This window comes from Pseudomonas sp. RIT-562, assembly GCF_026241895.1.
In the GTDB taxonomy this organism is placed as follows: domain Bacteria; phylum Pseudomonadota; class Gammaproteobacteria; order Pseudomonadales; family Pseudomonadaceae; genus Aquipseudomonas; species Aquipseudomonas mandelii_F.
The window spans coordinates 16,783-35,957 of the sequence record NZ_JAPJIV010000027.1; the positions used below are offsets into that span (position 1 = coordinate 16,783).

Annotated in this window: 19 protein-coding genes and 2 pseudogenes; 12 read left to right on the plus strand and 9 right to left on the minus strand. The window is 60.8% G+C overall.

Annotated features, from left to right (window positions below; all coding sequences use genetic code 11):
- Window positions 1–25: 25 nt before the first annotated feature.
- From ORL50_RS25260 to ORL50_RS25275, 4 genes and pseudogenes are all read left to right on the plus strand, one after another.
- Window positions 26–124, plus strand: a pseudogene (locus tag ORL50_RS25260) (VOC family protein); the annotation flags it as partial.
- A 50-nt stretch (window positions 125–174) separates the two neighbouring features.
- Window positions 175–393: a PLD nuclease N-terminal domain-containing protein gene (locus tag ORL50_RS25265; RefSeq protein WP_266019019.1), complete on the plus strand. Its 219-nt coding sequence runs from the start codon at window positions 175–177 to the stop codon at window positions 391–393.
- A gap of 261 nt (window positions 394–654) precedes the next feature.
- A complete protein-coding gene (locus tag ORL50_RS25270) occupies window positions 655–1,092 on the plus strand; it encodes a hypothetical protein (protein ID WP_266019020.1) in 438 nt (145 codons plus the stop codon).
- Window positions 1,093–1,132: 40 nt separating this feature from the next.
- Window positions 1,133–1,561 carry a PaaI family thioesterase gene (locus ORL50_RS25275; protein WP_266019021.1) on the plus strand — a complete coding sequence of 143 codons (429 nt, stop codon included), beginning with the start codon at window positions 1,133–1,135 and terminating at the stop codon, window positions 1,559–1,561.
- 68 nt (window positions 1,562–1,629) lie between these two features.
- Here ORL50_RS25275 and ORL50_RS25280 read toward each other — a convergent pair whose 3' ends face one another.
- The 4 genes from ORL50_RS25280 to ORL50_RS25295 form a co-directional block, all read right to left on the minus strand.
- Window positions 1,630–2,178, minus strand: a complete 549-nt coding sequence (locus ORL50_RS25280) for a cupin domain-containing protein (protein ID WP_028623608.1) — start codon at window positions 2,176–2,178, stop codon at window positions 1,630–1,632.
- A 173-nt stretch (window positions 2,179–2,351) separates the two neighbouring features.
- On the minus strand, window positions 2,352–3,635 hold the full coding sequence (locus ORL50_RS25285) for an NAD(P)/FAD-dependent oxidoreductase (RefSeq protein ID WP_266019022.1): 1,284 nt from the start codon (window positions 3,633–3,635) through the stop codon (window positions 2,352–2,354).
- A gap of 52 nt (window positions 3,636–3,687) precedes the next feature.
- The gene (locus tag ORL50_RS25290) at window positions 3,688–5,178 is read right to left on the minus strand and encodes an aldehyde dehydrogenase (protein WP_266019023.1); all 1,491 of its coding nucleotides are present in this window, start codon (window positions 5,176–5,178) and stop codon (window positions 3,688–3,690) included.
- 188 nt (window positions 5,179–5,366) lie between these two features.
- Window positions 5,367–6,743, minus strand: coding sequence for a glutamine synthetase family protein (locus ORL50_RS25295; RefSeq protein WP_266019024.1), 1,377 nt, complete (start codon window positions 6,741–6,743; stop codon window positions 5,367–5,369).
- Between the two features lie 280 nt (window positions 6,744–7,023).
- Between ORL50_RS25295 and ORL50_RS25300 the strand changes: the two genes are divergently transcribed.
- From ORL50_RS25300 to ORL50_RS25320, 5 genes are all read left to right on the plus strand, one after another.
- A complete protein-coding gene (locus ORL50_RS25300; protein WP_266019025.1) occupies window positions 7,024–7,785 on the plus strand; it encodes a gamma-glutamyl-gamma-aminobutyrate hydrolase family protein in 762 nt (253 codons plus the stop codon).
- A gap of 351 nt (window positions 7,786–8,136) precedes the next feature.
- Window positions 8,137–9,279, plus strand: coding sequence for a polyamine ABC transporter ATP-binding protein (gene potA / locus ORL50_RS25305; protein ID WP_266019026.1), 1,143 nt, complete (start codon window positions 8,137–8,139; stop codon window positions 9,277–9,279).
- 29 nt (window positions 9,280–9,308) lie between these two features.
- The gene (locus ORL50_RS25310; RefSeq protein WP_266019120.1) at window positions 9,309–10,190 is read left to right on the plus strand and encodes an ABC transporter permease subunit; all 882 of its coding nucleotides are present in this window, start codon (window positions 9,309–9,311) and stop codon (window positions 10,188–10,190) included.
- Window positions 10,187–11,071, plus strand: coding sequence for an ABC transporter permease subunit (locus ORL50_RS25315; protein WP_266019028.1), 885 nt, complete (start codon window positions 10,187–10,189; stop codon window positions 11,069–11,071). The genes ORL50_RS25310 and ORL50_RS25315 overlap by 4 nt, the downstream gene beginning before the upstream one ends.
- A 119-nt stretch (window positions 11,072–11,190) precedes the next feature.
- Window positions 11,191–12,288 (plus strand): polyamine ABC transporter substrate-binding protein, encoded by a 1,098-nt coding sequence (locus ORL50_RS25320; RefSeq protein ID WP_266019029.1) that lies wholly within the window; start codon window positions 11,191–11,193, stop codon window positions 12,286–12,288.
- 262 nt (window positions 12,289–12,550) lie between these two features.
- On the opposite strand, the gene thpR is transcribed toward ORL50_RS25320, so the two are convergent.
- On the minus strand, window positions 12,551–13,090 hold the full coding sequence (gene thpR, locus ORL50_RS25325; RefSeq protein ID WP_266019030.1) for an RNA 2',3'-cyclic phosphodiesterase: 540 nt from the start codon (window positions 13,088–13,090) through the stop codon (window positions 12,551–12,553).
- A 60-nt stretch (window positions 13,091–13,150) separates the two neighbouring features.
- On the opposite strand from thpR, the gene ORL50_RS25330 reads away from it, so the two are divergent.
- A complete protein-coding gene (locus ORL50_RS25330; protein WP_266019031.1) occupies window positions 13,151–13,345 on the plus strand; it encodes a hypothetical protein in 195 nt (64 codons plus the stop codon).
- Window positions 13,346–13,359: 14 nt separating this feature from the next.
- Here the strand turns inward: ORL50_RS25330 and ORL50_RS25335 are convergent, their stop codons facing one another.
- Together ORL50_RS25335 and ORL50_RS25340 are read right to left on the minus strand one after the other, a co-directional pair.
- Complete coding sequence (locus ORL50_RS25335) at window positions 13,360–13,713, minus strand: DUF1428 domain-containing protein (RefSeq protein ID WP_266019032.1); 354 nt, start codon at window positions 13,711–13,713, stop codon at window positions 13,360–13,362.
- Window positions 13,700–14,797, minus strand: a complete 1,098-nt coding sequence (locus tag ORL50_RS25340; RefSeq protein ID WP_266019034.1) for a hypothetical protein — start codon at window positions 14,795–14,797, stop codon at window positions 13,700–13,702. Before ORL50_RS25340 ends, ORL50_RS25335 begins: the two co-directional genes overlap by 14 nt.
- A gap of 410 nt (window positions 14,798–15,207) precedes the next feature.
- Here ORL50_RS25340 and ORL50_RS25345 point away from each other — a divergent pair, with 410 nt between their 5' ends.
- On the plus strand, window positions 15,208–15,486 hold the full coding sequence (locus ORL50_RS25345) for a hypothetical protein (protein ID WP_266019035.1): 279 nt from the start codon (window positions 15,208–15,210) through the stop codon (window positions 15,484–15,486).
- Here ORL50_RS25345 and ORL50_RS25350 read toward each other — a convergent pair.
- Window positions 15,468–16,405 (minus strand): annotated as a pseudogene (locus tag ORL50_RS25350) (LysR family transcriptional regulator). The gene ORL50_RS25345 and the pseudogene ORL50_RS25350 sit on opposite strands and share 19 nt — an antisense overlap.
- A gap of 136 nt (window positions 16,406–16,541) precedes the next feature.
- On the opposite strand from ORL50_RS25350, the gene ORL50_RS25355 reads away from it, so the two are divergent.
- Window positions 16,542–17,930 (plus strand): MFS transporter, encoded by a 1,389-nt coding sequence (locus tag ORL50_RS25355; protein WP_266019036.1) that lies wholly within the window; start codon window positions 16,542–16,544, stop codon window positions 17,928–17,930.
- A gap of 18 nt (window positions 17,931–17,948) precedes the next feature.
- Here the strand turns inward: ORL50_RS25355 and srmL are convergent, their stop codons facing one another.
- Entirely contained in the window at window positions 17,949–19,097 is a 1,149-nt protein-coding gene (srmL, locus tag ORL50_RS25360) for a PheS-related mystery ligase SrmL (RefSeq protein WP_266019037.1), read from the minus strand.
- Between the last annotated feature and the right edge of the window lie 78 nt (window positions 19,098–19,175).

Genomic DNA, 19,175 nt, shown 5'->3' on the forward strand with positions numbered 1-19,175 from the left:
GGCTTTCAATGCTATCTGCTCCAGGGAAATCGCTGCCCCGCTCGACAAGCCCTGGGGCCAGACCATTTCTTACGTGCGTTGCCCCGACGGGACGCTGGTGGAACTCTGCACGCCAATAAAATGAACCCTCAGCGCCTCCGCCCACCTAACTGAAGGACTATCAGGAGGTGGCTTATGCAAATCGAAACGATCTGGATCGTACTCGCGGCAGTTCTTGTGCTGGTGGAGTTGTGGGCGATTAATCGGGTGCGTAAAGCCGAGGGCAAGTCGAGTAACAAGCTGGTGTGGATTGTGGTGATCGTATTTGTGCCGCTGTTCGGGTTGCTGGCGTGGGCAGCAGCTGGACCGAAGCACACAGCGCGTAATCCGCATTCGCCGCAGGCCAGGCAGTAAAACCAAGCGGCACTGACATCTAATCCTCAAACAACCAAGCCCCGACAATTCGGGGCTTGGTTTTTTTATTTACTCGCGCGCTCTCTCGTGAGCAGCTGCCGGAGCCTCGCACAGATGACCGCCCTGTCACTTCTGACAGTAGACAGCTGAAATACAAGCGCCTAGCTTAAATTCACTTCTTCCATCCCAGTACTGCTCACTCAACCAGGTCAGGACGGTGTCAGCCAAGTAGTGCCCTGCCGCATCACAAGGTACTCAGACATGAACCTGTACTCCTGGCTCGCACTCGCCAGTTACTCACTGGTTTTCCTGATCGTTGTGACATTTGCGCTGGTATACCTGCGACGCTCGGATTTCCTGCCTTACCACAGCATCGCCACGGCTCGAACGTGGGATCAGCTCGATTCGCGCATGCAGTTGCTGATCATGGCGCTGATCAAAGTTGCCGGATGGGCATGGCTGGCTTTGGCTATCGCCGGGTTCTCGCTGCTGTACCTGTTGTTTACGGGCAACGCTGCGGTCACCCAACTTGTGATGTTTCAAGTCTTCTGCCTGGTTGCCGTCACGCCCCCGGTAGCCATCGCTATTTACGTGCGCAACAAAACCGCTGCACCCACTCCGATTCGCAGTGGCTCTCTCGTCGTAGTGCTCACGCTGCTGGGATTCACCTTCGCGTTGCTTTCTGAGTTTTACCCTTAGCTGTGCAAGTTCGTACTCCACTCCACATAGGTAACTGACCATGCATCCCGACTCGTTATTCCTGGCAGTCGTTAACGGTGAGCGTCATCTGTCGAATGCAGCGGATTTACTCGGCTGGAAATTCATCAGGTACGACGAAGGTGACGCCTATATTGAGTTTGAGGCCTCCGGTGCGCTGACCAATCCAATGGGCAATATTCAGGGGGGCATGTTGTCTGCCATGCTGGATGACTGCATGGGGCCAGCGGTGTATCTGACTCTGCCTTCGGACCAGGTCGCCGTGACGGTGGAGGCACAGACCCGGTTCCTGCGGGCCGTCAAGCCAGGTCGCATCTACGGATTGGGCCGAATCGATCACGCGGACGGCAAGAGATGCTACACCTGGGGCCAACTCACCAATGAAGCAAACGAAGTGGTGGCGACGGCGACGGCGATTTACCAGGTCGTCACCCTGGGTAAAAAGCCGTGACACTGGCGATTGGGAATTAAGCGGACGCAGCCCCCGGCAGCAGCCACAGGCTGCCGTGCGCACTGCTATCAGAAGTTCGCCGGGGTGTTGGCGCTGATGATTTCCGCTTCATCCTGGCCGATATTGCGGAAGCGATGCGGTAGCGTCGTCGGGAAATAATAGCCGTCGCCCGCGTTGAGCACGCTGATCTGGCCGTCGACGGTGAGCTCGACGGTTCCGCGCGTTACCAGCCCGCACTCCTCGCCTTCCGAATGCACAATCGGCTCTTCCCCCGAGCTCGCCCCAGGGGCGTATTGCTCGCGCAACAGGCGCATCTGCCGGCTGGGTACCGAAGCGCCGATCAGCAGCAGCCGCAGCCCGTGGCGGCCGAGATCGGGCTGCTCGTTGGCGCGGAATACGTATTGGTGCTCGCGGGGTGGCTGGTCGAAGGTGAAGAAGTCCGCCAGGGACATGGGGATGCCTTCGAGCAGTTTTTTCAGGGAACTGACGGAGGGACTGACGCGATTCTGTTCGATCAGGGAGATGGTGGCATTGGTGACGCCGCTACGCCGGGCCAGCTCGCGCTGGGAGAGTTTGTAGCTTTCGCGTACTAATTTGAGTCGTGAGCCCGTGTCCATGACAGCCTTATGCGAGGAAAACTTAAGGGTTATGGGGGTGGATGGCGGGCGACTTGTGGCCGCGAAGGTACCGCTTCCCTGTCCCGGAGATTTGAAAGTCGGGTATTAAATCACGTTTGGGGGTGTTGCTGTAGGAGCGAGCGGGCTCGCTCCTACGGGGGTTGACGCCAGGGTTATATACCGAATCGATCGCGCAGCGCGTAATACGCGGCGCCCATGGCGGTCAGCGGGGCCTGGAAGGTGCGGCCGCCGAGCATCGGCATGTGCGGCAATGAGGCGAAGGCGTCGAAGCGTTCGGCGTCGCCGCGGATCATTTCCGCGATCAGTTTGCCGGCCAGGTGCGAGCAGGTGACGCCGTGGCCGCTGTAGCCTTGCATGTAGTAGGCGTTTTTCTCGATGCGACCAAATTGCGGCATGCGTGACATGGTCAGCAGGAAGTTGCCGGTCCAGCGATAGTCGATCTTCACGTCCTTGAGCTGCGGGAAGGTCTTGAGGATTTTCGGCTTGATCAGCTGTTCGATGTCATCCGGTTCCCGCGCACCGTACACCACGCCACCACCGTACAGCAGGCGGTTGTCGGCAGTGAGGCGGTAGTAGTCGAGCAGATAGTTGCAGTCTTCGACGCAGTAGTTGTTCTTGATCAGGCTGCGGGCAACCTGTTCGGACAACGGCTCGGTGACGACGATTTGCGAACCGCACGGCATGCTTTTGCTGGTGACTCGATTGTCGAGGCCCTGGGGCAAATAGGCGTTGCCGGCGATCAGCAAGTACTTGGCGCGAACCAGGCCTCTTGCGGTGCGCACGGTGATCGGTTCACCGTAGGTGATTTCCACCGCCGCCGATTGCTCGTAGATCTTGCCGCCCAGGCCAATGATCGCCGACGCTTCGCCGAGTGCCAGGTTCAGCGGGTGAATGTGCCCGCCCTGCATGTCGAGCAGGCCGCCGACGTAGTTGTCAGAACCGACTTCGCGCTTGATGTCCGCCGCGTCGAGCATTTTCAGGTTCTTGTTGCCGTAACGTTCCCAGCTGCTTTTCTGCTCGGCCAGGCCTTTGAGCTGCTTCTTGTTCAGCGCCGCGAAGATGCCGCCCGGCTTGTAGTCGCACTGGATGTCGTAGTGCTGTATGCGCTGGCGGATGATGTCGGCGCCTTCGAAGATCATGCTGCCAAGCACTTCGGCGGTCTTGTCGCCGTAGCGTTCTTCGATGACATCGACGTCGCGGCTGTAGGAGTTGACCAGTTGGCCGCCGTTGCGACCGCTGGCGCCGAACCCGACTTTGGCGGCTTCCAGCACGGTCACGCTGTAGCCCGCTTCGCACAGGAACAAGGCCGAGGACAAACCGGTGTAGCCGGCGCCGATCACACAGACGTCGCAATCCACGGCTTGTTCGAGGACCGGGAAATCGCCGGTGAAGTTACGGGTGGCGGCGTAGTAGCTGTTTACATGCGTTTGTTTCATAGGTTTCTCCGAAGGCCGTCGACCCCTGTCGACGACCGCCGCTGTAGAGGTATCAGAGCTTGATCCAGGTCGCCTTGAGTTCGGTGTACTTGTCGAACGCGTGCAGCGATTTGTCCCGGCCATTACCCGATTGCTTGTACCCGCCGAACGGCGCGGTCATGTCGCCGCCGTCGTACTGGTTGACCCAGACGCTGCCTGCGCGCAGGCCGCGGGCGAAGGTGTGAGCCTTGCTCAAGTTGCTGGTCCACACGCCGGCCGCCAGGCCGAAGATGCTGTCGTTGGCGATCGCCAGCGCTTCATCGAAGGTGTCGAAGGTGATCACCGACAGCACCGGGCCGAAGATCTCTTCGCGGGCAATGGCCATGGCGTTGGTCACTCCGTCGAAAATCGCCGGTTCCACGTACAGGCCGCCGGTGGCTTCGAGGGTGCGACTGCCGCCCGCGATCAGCTGAGCGCCCTGGTCTTTGCCGACCTGGATGTAGCGCAGCACGTTGTCCAGTTGACGCTGATCGACGACCGCGCCGACGGTGGTTTCAGGGTCCAGCGCATGTCCCGGTTTCCAGGCTTGCAAGGCTTCTACCAGCAGCGCAATGAACTGCTCGCGGATCGAGCGCTCGACCAGCAGGCGCGAACCGGCGGTGCAGACTTCGCCCTGGTTGAAGGCGATCGCAGCGGCTGCGGCCTGCGCCGCCGCGCGCAGATCCGGCGCATCGGCGAACACCACGTTGGGGCTCTTGCCGCCTGCTTCGAGCCAGACGCGTTTCATGTTGCTTTGGCCGGAATACACCAGCAGCTGCTTGGCAATCGCGGTAGAGCCGGTGAACGCCAGCACGTCGACGTCCATGTGCAACGCCAGGGCCTTGCCGACGGTATGACCGAACCCCGGCAGGACGTTGAACACGCCCTTGGGAATGCCGGCGTCGAGCGCAAGCTGCGCGATGCGGATGGCTGTGAGTGGGGACTTTTCCGACGGTTTGAGGATGAACGAGTTGCCGGCTGCCAGGGCCGGGGCGAACTTCCAGCTGGCCATGATCAGTGGGAAGTTCCACGGCACGATGGCCGCCACCACGCCAGCAGGTTCGCGGGTGATGAGGCCGAGTTGGTCGTGGGGCGTGGCCGCGACTTCATCGTAGATCTTGTCGATGGCTTCGGCACTCCAGCGGATCGCGTTGGCGGTCGCCGGGATGTCGATGTTCATCGAGTCGTTGATCGGCTTGCCCATGTCGAGGGTTTCGAGCAGGGCAAGTTCTTCCTGGTGGGCCAGGATCAGGTCGGCGAAACGGATCAAAATGCGCTTGCGCTCTGCGGGCGCCAAACGCGCCCAGATGCCGGATTCGAAAGTGCGGCGCGCGACGCTTACGGCTTCGTTGGCGTCGGCTTCGTCGGTGCTGGCGACGTTGGCCAGGAAGCGCCCGTCGACCGGGCTGATGCATTCGAAAGTGTCACCGCTCAGCGCTGCGCGGTATTGGCCGTCGATGAACGCGCGGCTTTCGATGGTGAGGGACTGGAAGCGTTGCTCCCAGTCGCTGCGAGTGTTTGTCATGGTTGTGACTCGACGCAGGAAATTGTTGTGGGTGGGATCAGCGCGCAATCCATGTAGCAGCTGCCGAGCCTGCGAGGCTGCGTTCGAGTGCGTAGCGCTCGTAGGGTGGCGAATGCTGCGCATTCGAACGCAGGCTTCGCCAGCTGCTACAGGGGACGTTTGCCCGTCAGTTGGCAGGCATCACGCAATCAAACCGTATGCAGGTACCAGTTGTACTCAAGGTCGGAGATGGAGTTCTCGAACTCGGCCAGCTCGCTTTCCTTGCACGCCACGAACACGTCGATGTACAGCGGGTCGATGTAGCGCGCCATGACTTCGCTGTCGTCCAGCTCGCGCAGTGCATCGCGCAGGTTGTTCGGCAGGCTCTGCTCGTTTTGCTCGTAGCTGTTGCCTTCCACCGGAGCGCCCGGCTCGATTTCGTTGGTCAGGCCGTGGTGAATGCCGGCCAGCACCGACGCCATCAACAGGTACGGGTTGGCATCGGCACCGGCGACGCGGTGTTCGATACGCACCGAGTCCGGCGAGCCGGTTGGCACCCGCACCGCGACGGTACGGTTGTCGATGCCCCAGCTCGGCGAGTTCGGTACGTAGAACTGCGCGCCAAAGCGGCGGTACGAGTTGACGTTCGGGCAGAGGAAAGCCATCTGCGCCGGCAGGGTCTCGAGCACACCGCCGATCGCGTGTCGCAGCGCGGCGTTCTGCTCGGGATCCTCGCTGGCGAAGATGTTGTTGCCTTGCTTGTCCAGAATCGAAATGTGCACGTGCAGACCATTGCCCGCCTGGCCCGGATACGGCTTGGCCATGAAGGTGGTGTCCATCTCGTGGTCGTAGGCGATGTTCTTCACCAGACGCTTGAGCAGCACCGCGTAGTCGCAGGCCTTTATAGGGTCGGAGACGTGATGCAGGTTCACTTCGAACTGCGCCGGGGCGCTTTCCTTGACGATGGCGTCGGCAGGGATGCCCTGCTCTTTCGCGCCTTCGAGGATGTCTTGCAGGCAATCGACGTATTCGTCGAGGTCGTCGATCAGGTACACCTGGGTCGACACCGGACGTTTGCCCGACACCGGCGAACGCGGCGACTGCGGACGGCCGTTCACGTTGTCCTGGTCGATCAGGTAGAACTCCAGTTCGAACGCGGCACAGATAGTCAGGCCCATGTCGTCGAACTTGCGCACCACGTTAGCCAGCACTTCGCGCGGGTCAGCGAAGAATGGCTGGCCTTCGAGTTCGTGCATGGTCATTAACAGTTGCGCGGTTGGGCGCTTCTGCCATGGCTCGATGCTCAGGGTGCCAGGGATGGGGAAGCAGATCCGGTCAGAGTCGCCGATGTCCAGGCCCAGGCCGGTGCTTTCCACCGTCGAACCATTGATGTCCAGGGCAAAGAGTGACGCCGGGAGGTTGATGCCTTTTTCGTAAACCTTATGAAGACTGGTGCGCTCGATGCGCTTGCCGCGCACCACACCGTTCATATCCGCAATCAGAAGGTCGACGTACAAAACCTCAGGATATTTCTTAAGGAATGCGTTTGCTTCGTTGAGTTGAACGGTACGCAGGGGGACCGACATGATGCACCTATTAGCTGTTAATTATTATGTTCACTACCTTGTTGCGAGCTCAGTCAATCCGAAAGGCAAAGTGAAGTCAATAGCGAACACCCGGCCTGCAAAGCTTTATTTTCGGGCCTTTTATGGGGACGGGAGTGCCAGATCCGTCACGCACACCGCGTATTTCCTGATGATCAGACCTGCGGCGTTTAGAATTTTTTACATGAGAGTTGTTAATTAAAATCAACAAGGCTAAGCTCCGGAAAAGCTCGTTCAAGTGTGAAACTTCGAGGTGATAAAAATGGCATTCAAGCCATTGATCGGCGTTACTGCATGCGTCAAACAGATTGGCCTGCACCCCTACCACATCAGCGGCGACAAGTACCTGCGTGCTGTGAGCGTCGCTGCGCTGGGGCTGCCTGTAGTCATTCCTTCCCTGGGCGAACTGAGCGAAATCGAGGACCTGCTTGCGCAGCTCGACGGTCTGTTGCTGACCGGCTCGCCATCGAACGTGGAACCCTTCCACTATCAAGGCCCGGCCAGCGCCCCCGGCACGGATCACGATCCGGCGCGGGACGCCACCACTCTCCCCTTACTGCGTGCGGCCATTGCGGCGGGCGTTCCGGTGCTGGGCATTTGCCGTGGCTTCCAGGAAATGAACGTGGCATTCGGCGGCAGCCTGCACCAAAGGGTCCATGAGCTGCCGGGCATGCTCGATCACCGCGAAGCGGATAGCCCGGAAGTGGCAGTGCAATACGCACCGGCCCACGCGGTGACGGTCCAGCGGGGTGGCGTGTTCGAAGCGCTGCAGTTGCCTGCCGAGTTCATGGTCAATTCGATTCACAGCCAAGGCATTGATCGACTGGCCCCGGGGCTGCGCGCCGAAGCACTCGCGCCGGACGGTTTGATCGAGGCGATTTCGGTGCAGCACAGCCAGGCGTTTGCGCTCGGGGTGCAATGGCATCCGGAGTGGCAGGTGCTGGCGAATCCGCCCTATTTGAGAATTTTCCAGGCGTTTGGCGACGCGTGCCGGCAACGGGCGGCACTGCGCAACAGTCGCTGAGCTAACAACACCCATTTACTGCCCCCGCGAGTTAGCGGGTGCGCCTTTGCGCATCCGTCACTTGCGCAGCTACACACTGCAATAACAACAAGTACGACCCAGGCAGCCAGGATGGCGGCGCCGAATTAGCCCGATTGGAATGGGCCAGTGATTCAAACGCAATACCCCTGTAGGAGTGAGCCTGCTCGCGATTGCAGTGTGTCATGCGACATCAATGTTGACTGATCCACCGCTATCGCAAGCAGGCTCACTCCTACAGGGAGTTCACTGGCACCGTACAGCCCGGGCTAGCAATTCACTATTAAGTCAGGCCGCGTTGGCCCGACGACTGAAACCTGTTGGGAGTTTCACATGGCAAACGCCTCCAGCATCTACAGGAAGGCTCTTGAAGGTCACCAGGCACCGAAAAAGGTGCTGGTGAAAGTCGACCGCGTCACCAAGAAATTCGACGAAACCACCGCAGTCGATGACGTCTCGCTAGAGATCCATCAAGGCGAGATTTTCGCCCTGCTCGGCGGTTCCGGCTCTGGCAAATCGACCCTGCTGCGCATGCTCGCAGGTTTCGAGCGCCCGACCGAAGGACGAATCCTGCTCGACGGAGTCGACATCACCGACATGCCGCCGTACGAACGGCCGATCAACATGATGTTCCAGTCGTACGCCCTGTTCCCGCACATGACCGTGGCGCAGAACATTGCCTTCGGCCTGAAGCAGGACCGTTTGCCTGCCAGCGAAATCGACGCCCGCGTTGAAGAAATGCTGCGCCTGGTGCACATGACCCAATACGCCAAGCGCAAACCCCACCAGCTCTCCGGCGGCCAGCGTCAGCGCGTGGCCCTGGCCCGGTCGCTGGCCAAACGCCCGAAGCTGTTGCTGCTCGACGAACCGATGGGCGCACTGGATAAAAAACTGCGCTCGCAGATGCAACTGGAGCTGGTGGAAATCATCGAGCGGGTCGGCGTGACCTGCGTGATGGTGACGCACGACCAGGAAGAGGCCATGACCATGGCTCAACGCATCGCCATTATGCACCTGGGCTGGATCGCCCAGATCGGCAGCCCGGTCGACATCTATGAAGCGCCGGTCAGCCGCATGGTCTGCGAATTCATCGGCAACGTGAACGCCTTCGAGGGCACCGTGGTCGAGGACCTTGAAGGTCACGCGATCATTCACAGCAAGGACCTGGAGCAGAAGATCTACGTGGGTCACGGCGTCAGCACTTCGGTGCAGGACAAGTCGATCACCTACGCCATCCGCCCGGAAAAAATGCTGGTCAGCACCACCCAACCGGAGTTCCGCTACAACTGGTCCCGGGGCAAAGTCCACGACATCGCCTACCTCGGCGGTCACTCGGTGTTTTACGTGGAGCTGCCTGGGGGCAAGATCGTCCAGTCGTTCATGGCCAACGCCGAACGCCGTGGCGCGCGCCCGACCTGGGACGACCAAGTATTCGTGTGGTGGGAAGACGACAGCGGCGTGGTACTGCGCTCATGAGAACCTTCAACCAGCAATTTCTAAGACTGGTGCCCAGCGGGCGCAAACTGGTCATCGGCATTCCATTCCTGTGGTTGTGCCTGTTTTTCCTGTTGCCGTTCTTTCTGGTGATGAAGATCAGCTTCTCGGAAGCCGCCCTGGCGATTCCGCCTTACTCGGAGATCTACACCTTCGCCGAGCAGAAATTCCAGCTGCTGCTGAACCTCGGCAACTACTCATTGCTGACCCAGGATGAGCTGTACATCTCGGCGTATTTCGGTTCGCTCAAAGTGGCGTTCCTGAGCACCCTGATGTGCCTGGTGATCGGTTTTCCGATGGCCTACGCGATCACCAAGGCGAACAAGGAAACGCAAAACGTCCTGTTGCTGTTGATCATGATGCCGACCTGGACCGCGATCCTGATCCGCGTCTATGCGTGGATGGGCATTCTCAGCAATAACGGATTGCTCAACGCCTTCCTGATGTGGACCGGCCTGACCTCGCACCCGATCGAGATCCTCAACACCAACACCGCCGTGTACATCGGCGTGGTGTACGCGTACCTGCCGTTCATGGTGCTGCCGCTGTACGCCAACCTGGTCAAGCACGACAACAGCCTGCTGGAAGCCGCATCGGACCTGGGCTCGAGCAACTTCAACAACTTCTGGAAAATCACCGTGCCGCTGGCCAAGAACGGCATCATTGCCGGCTGCATGCTGGTGTTCATTCCAGTGGTGGGTGAGTTCGTGATTCCGGAACTGCTGGGCGGCCCCGAGACGCTGATGATCGGCCGCGTGCTGTGGCAGGAGTTCTTCAACAACCGTGACTGGCCAGTGGCCTCCGCCCTGGCGGTGGTGATGCTGTTGATCCTGATTGTACCGATCCTGTTGTTCAACCGTAGCCAGGCCAAAGAGATGGAGGGTCGGGGATGAAACGCTTCGGATTTTCAAAGTTCATGCTGATCTTCGGCCTGGCGTTTATCTACCTGCCGATGTTGATCCTGGTGATCTACTCGTTCAACTCCTCGAAACTGGTGACGGTGTGGGGCGGCTGGTCGGTGAAGTGGTACGTCGGCCTGCTCGATAACACCCAGCTGATGGGCTCGGTGGTGCGCTCGCTGGAAATCGCCTGCTACACCGCGATTGCCGCGGTGGCGCTAGGGACCCTGGCGGCGTTTGTGCTGACCCGGGTTACGCGCTTCAAGGGCCGCACCCTGTTCGGCGGCCTGGTCACCGCGCCGCTGGTGATGCCGGAAGTGATCACAGGCCTGTCGCTGTTGCTGTTGTTCGTGGCCATGGCGCAGCTGATCGGCTGGCCGATGGAGCGTGGCATCGTCACCATCTGGATCGCCCACACCACCTTTTGTGCCGCCTATGTCGCAGTGGTAGTCTCCGCCCGCCTTCGCGAGCTCGACCTGTCCATCGAAGAAGCGGCCATGGACCTCGGCGCGAAACCGTTCAAGGTGTTTTTCCTGATCACCATCCCGATGATCGCGCCGTCCTTGGCGGCCGGCGGCATGATGTCGTTTGCCCTGTCGCTGGATGACCTGGTACTGGCAAGCTTCGTATCAGGGCCGGGTTCGACCACCCTGCCGATGGAAGTATTCTCGGCGGTGCGCCTTGGGGTGAAACCGGAGATCAACGCGGTGGCCAGCCTGATTCTGCTGGCGGTATCGATCGTGACTTTCATGGTCTGGTATTTCAGCCGTCGAGCTGAAGCCACTCGCAGACGCGCGATCCAGGAAGCGATGGACCAGACAGCCAGCGAATCGTGGCAACAACCGAAAAAACAGATGGCAGAAGCGACGGCCTAGCATCGTGAGCCACGCCCCCCTTGTAGCGGCCGAACGCGGGCTTCGCCAGCTGCTACAAGGGGTGCGCCAAGGCTGCAATTGTTTTGCGTATTTGAATAAAAGAGAATGGAGTTGTACCGATGAAAATGTTTGGCAGGACTTTGCTGACACTGTCCTTATTAGGCGCAATCGCCACTGGCGCCCAGGCCAATGACAAGGTACTGCGAGTGTACAACTGGTCGGACTACATCGCCCCGGACACCGTCAAGAAGTTCGAAGACGAGACCGGCATTCGTGTGACCTACGATGTGTTCGACAGTAACGAAACCCTTGAAGCGCGGCTGCTGGCCGGCAAGTCTGGCTACGACATCGTCGTGCCGTCCAACAGTTTCCTGGCCAAGCAGATCAAGGCCGGCGTGTATCAGGAACTGGACAAGTCGAAGCTGCCGAACTGGCAAAACCTCAATCCGGTGCTGCTGAAAAACGCTTCCGCCAGCGATCCGGATAACGCCCACGCCTTCCCGTATATGTGGGGTTCGATCGGCATCGGCTTCAACCCGCAAAAGGTCAAGGAAGTACTCGGCGCCAACGCCCCGACCAACTCCTGGGATTTGCTGTTCAAGCCGGAAAACGCCGAGAAACTCAAAGCCTGCGGCATCAGTTTCCTCGACTCGCCAACCGAGATGCTCCCCGCTGCCCTGCACTATCTGGGTTATCCGGTGAACTCCCAGGACAAGGCGCAGATCGCCGAAGCCGAGGCGCTGTTCATGAAGATTCGGCCGTCGGTGGCGTACTTCCATTCCTCCAAGTACATCTCCGACCTGGCCAACGGCAACATCTGCGTGGCGGTCGGTTACTCCGGCGACGTCCTGCAGGCCAAAGCCCGCGCCCAGGAAGCTGGCAACAAGGTCCAGGTCGACTACAGCATTCCGAAAGAAGGTGCCGGCAGTTTCTACGACATGGTCGCCATTCCTCGGGATGCGGCGAATGTCGACAACGCCTACCTGTTCATGAATTTCCTGATGCGCCCGGACATCATCGCCGAGATCACCAACAACATTGGCTACAGCAACGCCAACTCGGCGGCGACTCCGTTGGTGGACGAAGCGATCCGGGATGACCCGGGGTCGTATCCGTCCCAGGCGGTAATCGCGACCTTGTACGCGATTCCGGATATGCCGATCGGGGTCCAGCGCGTCATGACTCGGGGTTGGACGCGGGTGAAACTCGGGAAGTGATCCCCTTGAGGTATTTGCCGGGCGCAACGCCGCCATCGCGGGCAAGCCTTGCTCCCACAGGATTGGTGGCAAGCAAAAAACACCAGTAAACCGACACTCCTGTGGGAGCAAGGCTTGCCCGCGATGAGGCCCTCACAGCCGCAAAAATCGCCAGTTTTCCGTTCCAGCAGCGCCTTACCACCGCTGCATTTCTTTCACGAAGAACGGCCTCACCTGGCTCCCTCGGCTCAGGTGAATTTGGCGCCCTCCTCGGGCGCTTTTTTTATGCGCCGCCGAACGGCCATTCGGCCAGCGCCCGATACCGCCCCTTGTGGGACTCAAACAAAACAAATCGGTCAGCCCGCAGAAAAAACTCCGGCGCAGTCGCCGATTCGGGCACCGGTGCCCGATAGTCGCGCATCAACGTCAGGTGCGGGCGAAACTCCTTGGGCGCATCTTCCAACCGGAACGGCAGCATCGCCTGCTCCAGCCCGTACACCAGGCGCAGCAACTGCGGAGCCGCCTGCTGCGACGCCAGCACCAGCGCGCCGGCCCTGCGCCACACATCCAGGCGATCAAGCTCGATCCGCAGCGGCCCCGCAGGCACGGCAACCTTGCCCGCAGCGGTACAGATCTCGGCGATCTGTGCCACACCGACCGAACCAAGAAACAGCAGCGTCAGGTGAAAGTTTTCCGCCGGCACCGGGCGCCCGGCCCGCAGTTGCAGCGCGCTACGCCATTGGGCAATGGCCTTGCGCTGGGCAGGTGCGCAATCCAAGGCAAAAAACAGCCGCTTGGTCGGCTCGTGGGTTTCGTCGCTCATGCCTGGCAGCTCCTGATAGGCAAGTTATAGTTCAGACAACCCAATCAACGGGAGGTGGTCATGCGAGAGATCATCAGCAAGGAGCCCTGGTGGGCAATGCCACCGCGGCCGGGTCAGGATGAGTTCGAGCTGGACTGGGGATGGCTGGTTCACTATAGCGAAGGTGAACCGCGTTTTGAGTTTATCCGGGAGCGGCCGACGGACATCGAGATCCGCAACCGCAAGAGTTGCAGGATCACTCCGTCAGCGGAGTGACCCTGCGCCAGGTCTCAGGCCTGCACGATCATGTTGAAGCCGCCGAAGACCATGCGCTGGCCATCGAACGGCATCGGGTTGACGTCCGGTTGCATGCGCGGATCGGACATGAGTTTGTTCATCCCGGCATCGCGAGTGGCCTTGTCGGGCCAGACGATCCAGGAAAAAACCACGGTTTCGTCCTCCTTGAGTTTGACCGCCATAGGGAACGACGTGAGCTTACCGTCGGGCACGTCATCGCCCCAGCATTCGACCACGCTCAAGGCGCCGTTTTCCTTGAAGATGACGGCGGCCGACTCGGCGTGTTGCTTGAATTTTTCGCGATTGGCGGTGGGTACTGCCGCGATAAAGCCATCAACGTAAGACATGGTCATTCTCCTGCGGGGTTAGAGGGTCGAGCTGCTGGTTAGTCGATTCCGTCGGGCTCCAGTCGACTGCCGAATCCTGCGAACCGACCAACGGCGGCTCGACACTTCCTGCCAGATTGCCCTCCACCTGCCCCGCCATGTACAGGGTGCCTGCCATCACCCCGGTTGTCGGATTCTGAACCAGCTTTTGCCAGGCCTTGTCGAACGTATTGCCCAGGCTACTGCGGATCAGCGCCTCACTGTCGGGGCGGTCGTTCGCCCGGATGATGGCGCGTATGCCCGCCACCCCTACGGTGATCAAACCTCCCGCGAGCTTCCCGGCAGCGGCTGCCACGGCACTTGCCGCACCGCGCGGGGCCATCTCGGCCTCCATGCGCTGACTGGCGCGCTTGGCCACGGGGGCCATGGCCGTGTCAGTGGACCCCACGCCCCTGTCGCCACCGGCGAGGTGGATTTTCTCGATCAGCGCCGAATACGCCGGCAAAGTGTTGAGTTCGGTGTGAATCACCTGGTACAGCGAGGCGTCCCGGCCAGCCGGCGGCCCCAGCGCGATGGCCGGGATCTTGTTGACCCGGGCGTTGAGCTGATCCATGGGCACTCGATGGCGCTGGGAAATCACCTGCAGCTGCTGGCCCATGAGCTGCACGTAGAACTCGGTGGCCTGGTGCAGAATCGCATCCGGATCAACCTCGACGGCCACCGGTGCCAGCACCCTCTCCTGGTACTCCTCAAGCAGATACTCGGCAAGGCGCTTGGCCGAGGCGTCCTGCTCGCCCTTGGCGCTGATGGTGTACCAGCTGACTTTCATCGACATCCATTCCTGGGTCCAGTAGCTGCTGAACCAGGGGATGAAGTTCTCTTCGGTCTGTTGGTAGATCCGCGTGCGCCAATGTTCCATGGAGCCACGCGCAAAGATTTTGGCCTGCTCGGTGGCCGACCGGGAAGCCGCCACTATGTCGCGGTCCACCTGCTGCCAGGTGGCCTGGGGCACGATGATCGGTGGCGCTCTGACGGGCGCGCGGTCAGGCGTGGCGCATCCCGCCACGACCAACAGCACGGCGACGATCAGCGAACGCAGGTTCAAGGTCGCAGCTTCCTGAAAAACGTGAGGCCGAACAGGATGATCGGCGCTCGCAGGGTTTCTGATTTGAGTATAGGTGGCGGTGGGTCGACGTTCAGATCGTTTTCGTTCTGGAGGACGTCATCGCGAGCAGGCTCACTCCTACAGCAGATCTGTGCGCCCTTGTAGGAGTGAGCCTGCTCGCGATAGCGCCCTCATGAACACTCAAATTTGCGACCATCATTCCCATCGATAACCACCATCGTGCCGAATGCCTTCCGCAAAATTTCCGTCAGCGTAGGATCAACTCCATCAAGCCATCACCCCGAACCGGAGGGGCCCACCATGTTGATTCATCTCCTGACTTGCCTGGCCCTGACGGCCTTCACGCTGAGCGTTTTTTCCTGGTTCATTTTGTCCGAGGAGCACCCGTCATGATTCACCCCGTCACACTCTCCGTCAGCTTCCCGCTCTTCGGCGCCAACTATTACTCCCAGCAAGTGGTGTCGCGCAAAGTCTTCGCGCTGGTGTTCGATCAACAGTTTGAAGACCTGTTGATGCCGGCTGCCGCCAACCACTTCAGCAACGAAGTAGTTGGCCTCAATGACCAATTTCGCTTCCTCAACGACGTACTCGCCGAGCACTTGCTCAACAGCGCCACCCCGACGCAACCGTCACGCCCGGCGTACCAGGCTCAGCGGGGCGTGCGTTGATCATCCAGCTGCAGGTTGCCCAGCGCGACCTGGCTGGAACACACCTCCCGCAAGCAGGCACGTAACCACCGATGCACCGGGTCGGCATCCAGCCGTGGATGCCAGAGCATCGCGATGGTTAACGGAGCAAGATCCACCGGCAGCTCGAAACTGTGCATGTCCGTGCGCAGATTGGCGGTGTGGCGCTCTGGAACCGTGGCGATCATGTCGCTCTCCCGGACCAGCACTAGCGCAGTGGCAAACCCTGCAACGGTCGCCGCAATCTGCCGCGCCAACCCCATCGCTTCGAGTGCCTGATCGATCGGCCCTCACCCTCTGCGCGCCGCGCGACACCGATGTGAATACCCGACGCATAACCGACCGGTGTAACAGCGCCGCAGGACAGCGGGTGCCCGGCCCTCACCACGCCGATGAAACGGTCGTGAAACAAGCCCTGGGTGCGCAGCTCCGGGCTGGTAGCTTTGCCCACGACGCCGGTCTCCAGATCCACCGTGCCATCGCGCAGCGCGGTGCTGTCCTTGTCATTCCTGGGCAAAAAACGCAGGCGTATTCCCGGAGCTTGTTCCGCCACCTGAGCGATCAGCCGGGCACCGAAATTTTCCACGAAGCCTTCCCGGGTACGCAGGGTGAATGTGCGCATCACGCGCCCCAGGTCAGGCTGCTCGGCCGGGCGCAATAGCGCTTCTGCCTCCTGCACCAACTGACTGACGCGCTCGCGTAATTGCAAGGCCCTGGGAGTCGCCACCAGACCACGCCCCGCCCTGACCAGCAGCGGGTCGCCAGTGGTCTCGCGCAGGCGCGCCAAGGCTCGGCTCATTGCCGAAGGGCTCAGTCCCAGCCGCTTGGCCGCCCGGGCCACACTGCCTTCGGCGAGCAACACATCGAGCGTCACCAGCAGATTCAGATCGGGGGTGGCCATGGCATGCCTCGTCAAAGTTGGAGATGGCGTTTGGTGCACGTATTACATGCATATCATGCGCCTTCCGCCATGACAGGCCCAAGCGTAGATTTCCGACAGCGCTCCATCCAAAGCTGTTTGAATCCGAGGTTTGTCCATGAAGCCAACACCTGCCGTCGCCCACACCCGCCCCGTGTTTCAGTGGCCGCTGCTCAGCCTGTCACTGTCAATGTTGCTGGCCGCGCTGGGCACCAGCATTGTCAACGTTGGGTTGCCGACATTGGCTGAAGCGTTCGATGCGTCCTTTCAGCGGGTGCAATGGGTGGTCATCGCTTATCTGCTGGCAATTACCGCGCTGATCGTCAGCGTCGGCCGGCTTGGCGACATGCTGGGCCGGCGACGCCTGCTGCTCGGCGGCATTGCGCTCTTCACCCTGGGCTCGGCCCTGTGTGGCCTGGCGCCGAGCCTTGGGCTGCTGATCGGTGCGCGGGCGCTGCAAGGCGTGGGTGCAGCGCTGATGATGGCGTTGACCATGGCGCTGGTCGGCGAGGCGGTGCCCAAGGCCAGGACCGGCAGCGCCATGGGCTTGCTGGGAACTATGTCGGCGATCGGCACCGCCCTGGGGCCGTCCTTGGGTGGACTGTTGATCGACGGATTCGGCTGGCGGGCGATGTTCCTGATCATCGTGCCCATGGGGTTGCTGACCTGGCTGCTGGCGTACCGCTATCTGCCGGCCGAATCGCCAAAACCCACATTCGCCCGCAGCGGTTTCGACCTGCCTGGCACAGTGCTGCTAGCTTTGACGCTGGGCGCCTATGCGCTCGCCATGACGCTTGGCCGCGGTACCTTCGGCTCGCTCAATGGCGCGCTGCTGCTCGGCGCTGGAGTGGGGCTTGGCCTGTTTATCCATGTCGAAAACCGCAGCGCTTCGCCTTTGATCCGCCTCGGCATGATGCGCGACCGCAACCTCAGCGCCAGCCTGGTCATGAGCGTACTGGTGACCAGTGTGATGATGGCGACGCTGGTGGTCGGGCCTTTTTACCTGGCCCAGGGCTTGGGACTGGAGGCGTTGCAGGTCGGCTTGGTGTTGTCCGTCGGACCTATAGTCGCGGCGCTGACCGGGGTACCGGCCGGTCGCTTGGTCGACCGTTTCGGCGCCCGCCGCATCACGGTCGCCGGCCTCGTGGCGATGGTGCTGGGATGCCTGGGGTTGTCGACACTGCCCTTGGCGTGGGGAATTGTCGGCTACGTGGCGCCGATGATGGTGGTCACCCTGGGTTATGCGCTGTTCCAGACCGCCAACAACACTGCGGTGATGGCTCAGGTTGTCCAGGATCAGCGGGGAGTGACTGCCGGCTTGCTCACTCTGTCGCGAAACCTGGGGCTTGTGAGCGGAGCCTCGGTGCTGGGGGCGGTGTTCGCCCTGGGCACCGGCGCAGCACTGCATCCCCAGGCGATTGCCGATGGGACGCAACTCACGTTTATCGTTGCGCTGGCGCTGGTGGCGGTGGCGCTGGTGATTGCGCTGGTGCAGCGCTCGCGCTGAGCGAATCTGGAACCCGTGTCAAATCTTGCTCAGGTTCATCCGGTAGCCTTTCCCGGGCGCCCCTTCGTGCAAAGCCGACTGGATCGCCGAATACAGTCTATTCGCCTCTGCGGTGGTGATCGATCTTGAACAATCCCTTAGCACCACGCGCAGCAGCACATTCTCCTGACCCGGCAAAATACCGAGGCGCTCGACTGCATGAGGCGGTAACTGGGTATATTTCCAGCGATCCTTGACCTGCACTTCCTCAATCCATCCAGAGCACTCTGCCGCCGCCTGCAAAATACGCTCGGTCAACACTTCTTCGCTCAGCCCCGGAGTCACCGCCAGGGAAACATCCCGGGCAATCGAGGGCAAGCGTGATACGGCGACCCAGGGTTCGAGGTCGTGCATCTGCGCCTGTACCCGCTCGTTCGGGTCGCGCAGCAGGCGAATATCCGCGATACCCTTGCGCAGCATGGTCAGGCGATCCAGCCCCATGCCCAGGGCCAATCCGCCGTGCCGCAGGGAATCTATCTGCAGCCGCTGCAACAACGACCTGGCGATGCGGCCGCACTCCAGCACCTCGACCGGAAGGCGCTCGTTCAACACGTTTACTTCGATGCCGCCCTCGGTGTAATGATGCCGACTCTCGGTGAAGATCCAGGACTTTTCCGGCACCGCCAGTTGCATAATATCGTCGACCAGGCGCAGCAGATGTTCATGGGTCGATAACGATGGATCGCCCAACACCCAGATGTCCATCTGATGCGGCTCCGCGCAATGCCAGCGATCGCGACTGTCGCGCCGAAAAGTGATCCCCGGCGCGGCCAACAGAATCATCTCCCCAGGCTGGCGCGCCTGCGCCGCGCGCTGCAACGCAGCGGGAATCTGGCTGGTGGTTTGCGTGCGCAGCAGCGAGAACTCATCTACCCAGCGGGTATGCTCACTGCCGAGCGTGACTTCGGCGGAGTCGTAACCCAGCAGGCCATAGTTGTCTTCAGCGGAGACGATCCTGGGCCCAGTCTGCCACTGCGCCTGAGGCCAGCCCCGCGTAGCCAGCCCGCCGAGGATCTCGTCGACCAGCAAGCGCACGGCATGGTCGGGGCTGCTTTTTTCGGTCAGGTCGACCTGGGTCAGGGCTTGATGGACGGCGGCATAGGCCAGGAATTTCTTCGGTGCGTGCACTTGGTGATCCTCTATCGAAAGTCGTCCCCGGCCCCTTCTGTTTAATGAAGCCTGCGGGCTAACGTAACGACACGAGAC

Excerpts from the sequence above, each read along its gene's own strand:
- ORL50_RS25290 (WP_266019023.1), bottom strand. The coding sequence starts at position 5,178 with ATGACAAACACTCGCAGCGACTGGGAGCAACGCTTCCAGTCCCTCACC.
- potA (WP_266019026.1), top strand. The coding sequence starts at position 8,137 with ATGGCAAACGCCTCCAGCATCTACAGGAAGGCTCTTGAAGGTCACCAG.
- ORL50_RS25335 (WP_266019032.1), bottom strand. The coding sequence starts at position 13,713 with ATGTCTTACGTTGATGGCTTTATCGCGGCAGTACCCACCGCCAATCGC.
- ORL50_RS25320 (WP_266019029.1), top strand. The coding sequence starts at position 11,191 with ATGAAAATGTTTGGCAGGACTTTGCTGACACTGTCCTTATTAGGCGCA.
- ORL50_RS25300 (WP_266019025.1), top strand. The coding sequence starts at position 7,024 with ATGGCATTCAAGCCATTGATCGGCGTTACTGCATGCGTCAAACAGATT.
- ORL50_RS25315 (WP_266019028.1), top strand. The coding sequence starts at position 10,187 with ATGAAACGCTTCGGATTTTCAAAGTTCATGCTGATCTTCGGCCTGGCG.
- ORL50_RS25345 (WP_266019035.1), top strand. The coding sequence starts at position 15,208 with ATGATTCACCCCGTCACACTCTCCGTCAGCTTCCCGCTCTTCGGCGCC.
- ORL50_RS25280 (WP_028623608.1), bottom strand. The coding sequence starts at position 2,178 with ATGGACACGGGCTCACGACTCAAATTAGTACGCGAAAGCTACAAACTC.
- ORL50_RS25355 (WP_266019036.1), top strand. The coding sequence starts at position 16,542 with ATGAAGCCAACACCTGCCGTCGCCCACACCCGCCCCGTGTTTCAGTGG.
- thpR (WP_266019030.1), bottom strand. The coding sequence starts at position 13,090 with ATGAGCGACGAAACCCACGAGCCGACCAAGCGGCTGTTTTTTGCCTTG.
- ORL50_RS25265 (WP_266019019.1), top strand. The coding sequence starts at position 175 with ATGCAAATCGAAACGATCTGGATCGTACTCGCGGCAGTTCTTGTGCTG.
- ORL50_RS25330 (WP_266019031.1), top strand. The coding sequence starts at position 13,151 with ATGCGAGAGATCATCAGCAAGGAGCCCTGGTGGGCAATGCCACCGCGG.
- ORL50_RS25270 (WP_266019020.1), top strand. The coding sequence starts at position 655 with ATGAACCTGTACTCCTGGCTCGCACTCGCCAGTTACTCACTGGTTTTC.
- ORL50_RS25285 (WP_266019022.1), bottom strand. The coding sequence starts at position 3,635 with ATGAAACAAACGCATGTAAACAGCTACTACGCCGCCACCCGTAACTTC.
- ORL50_RS25295 (WP_266019024.1), bottom strand. The coding sequence starts at position 6,743 with ATGTCGGTCCCCCTGCGTACCGTTCAACTCAACGAAGCAAACGCATTC.
- ORL50_RS25275 (WP_266019021.1), top strand. The coding sequence starts at position 1,133 with ATGCATCCCGACTCGTTATTCCTGGCAGTCGTTAACGGTGAGCGTCAT.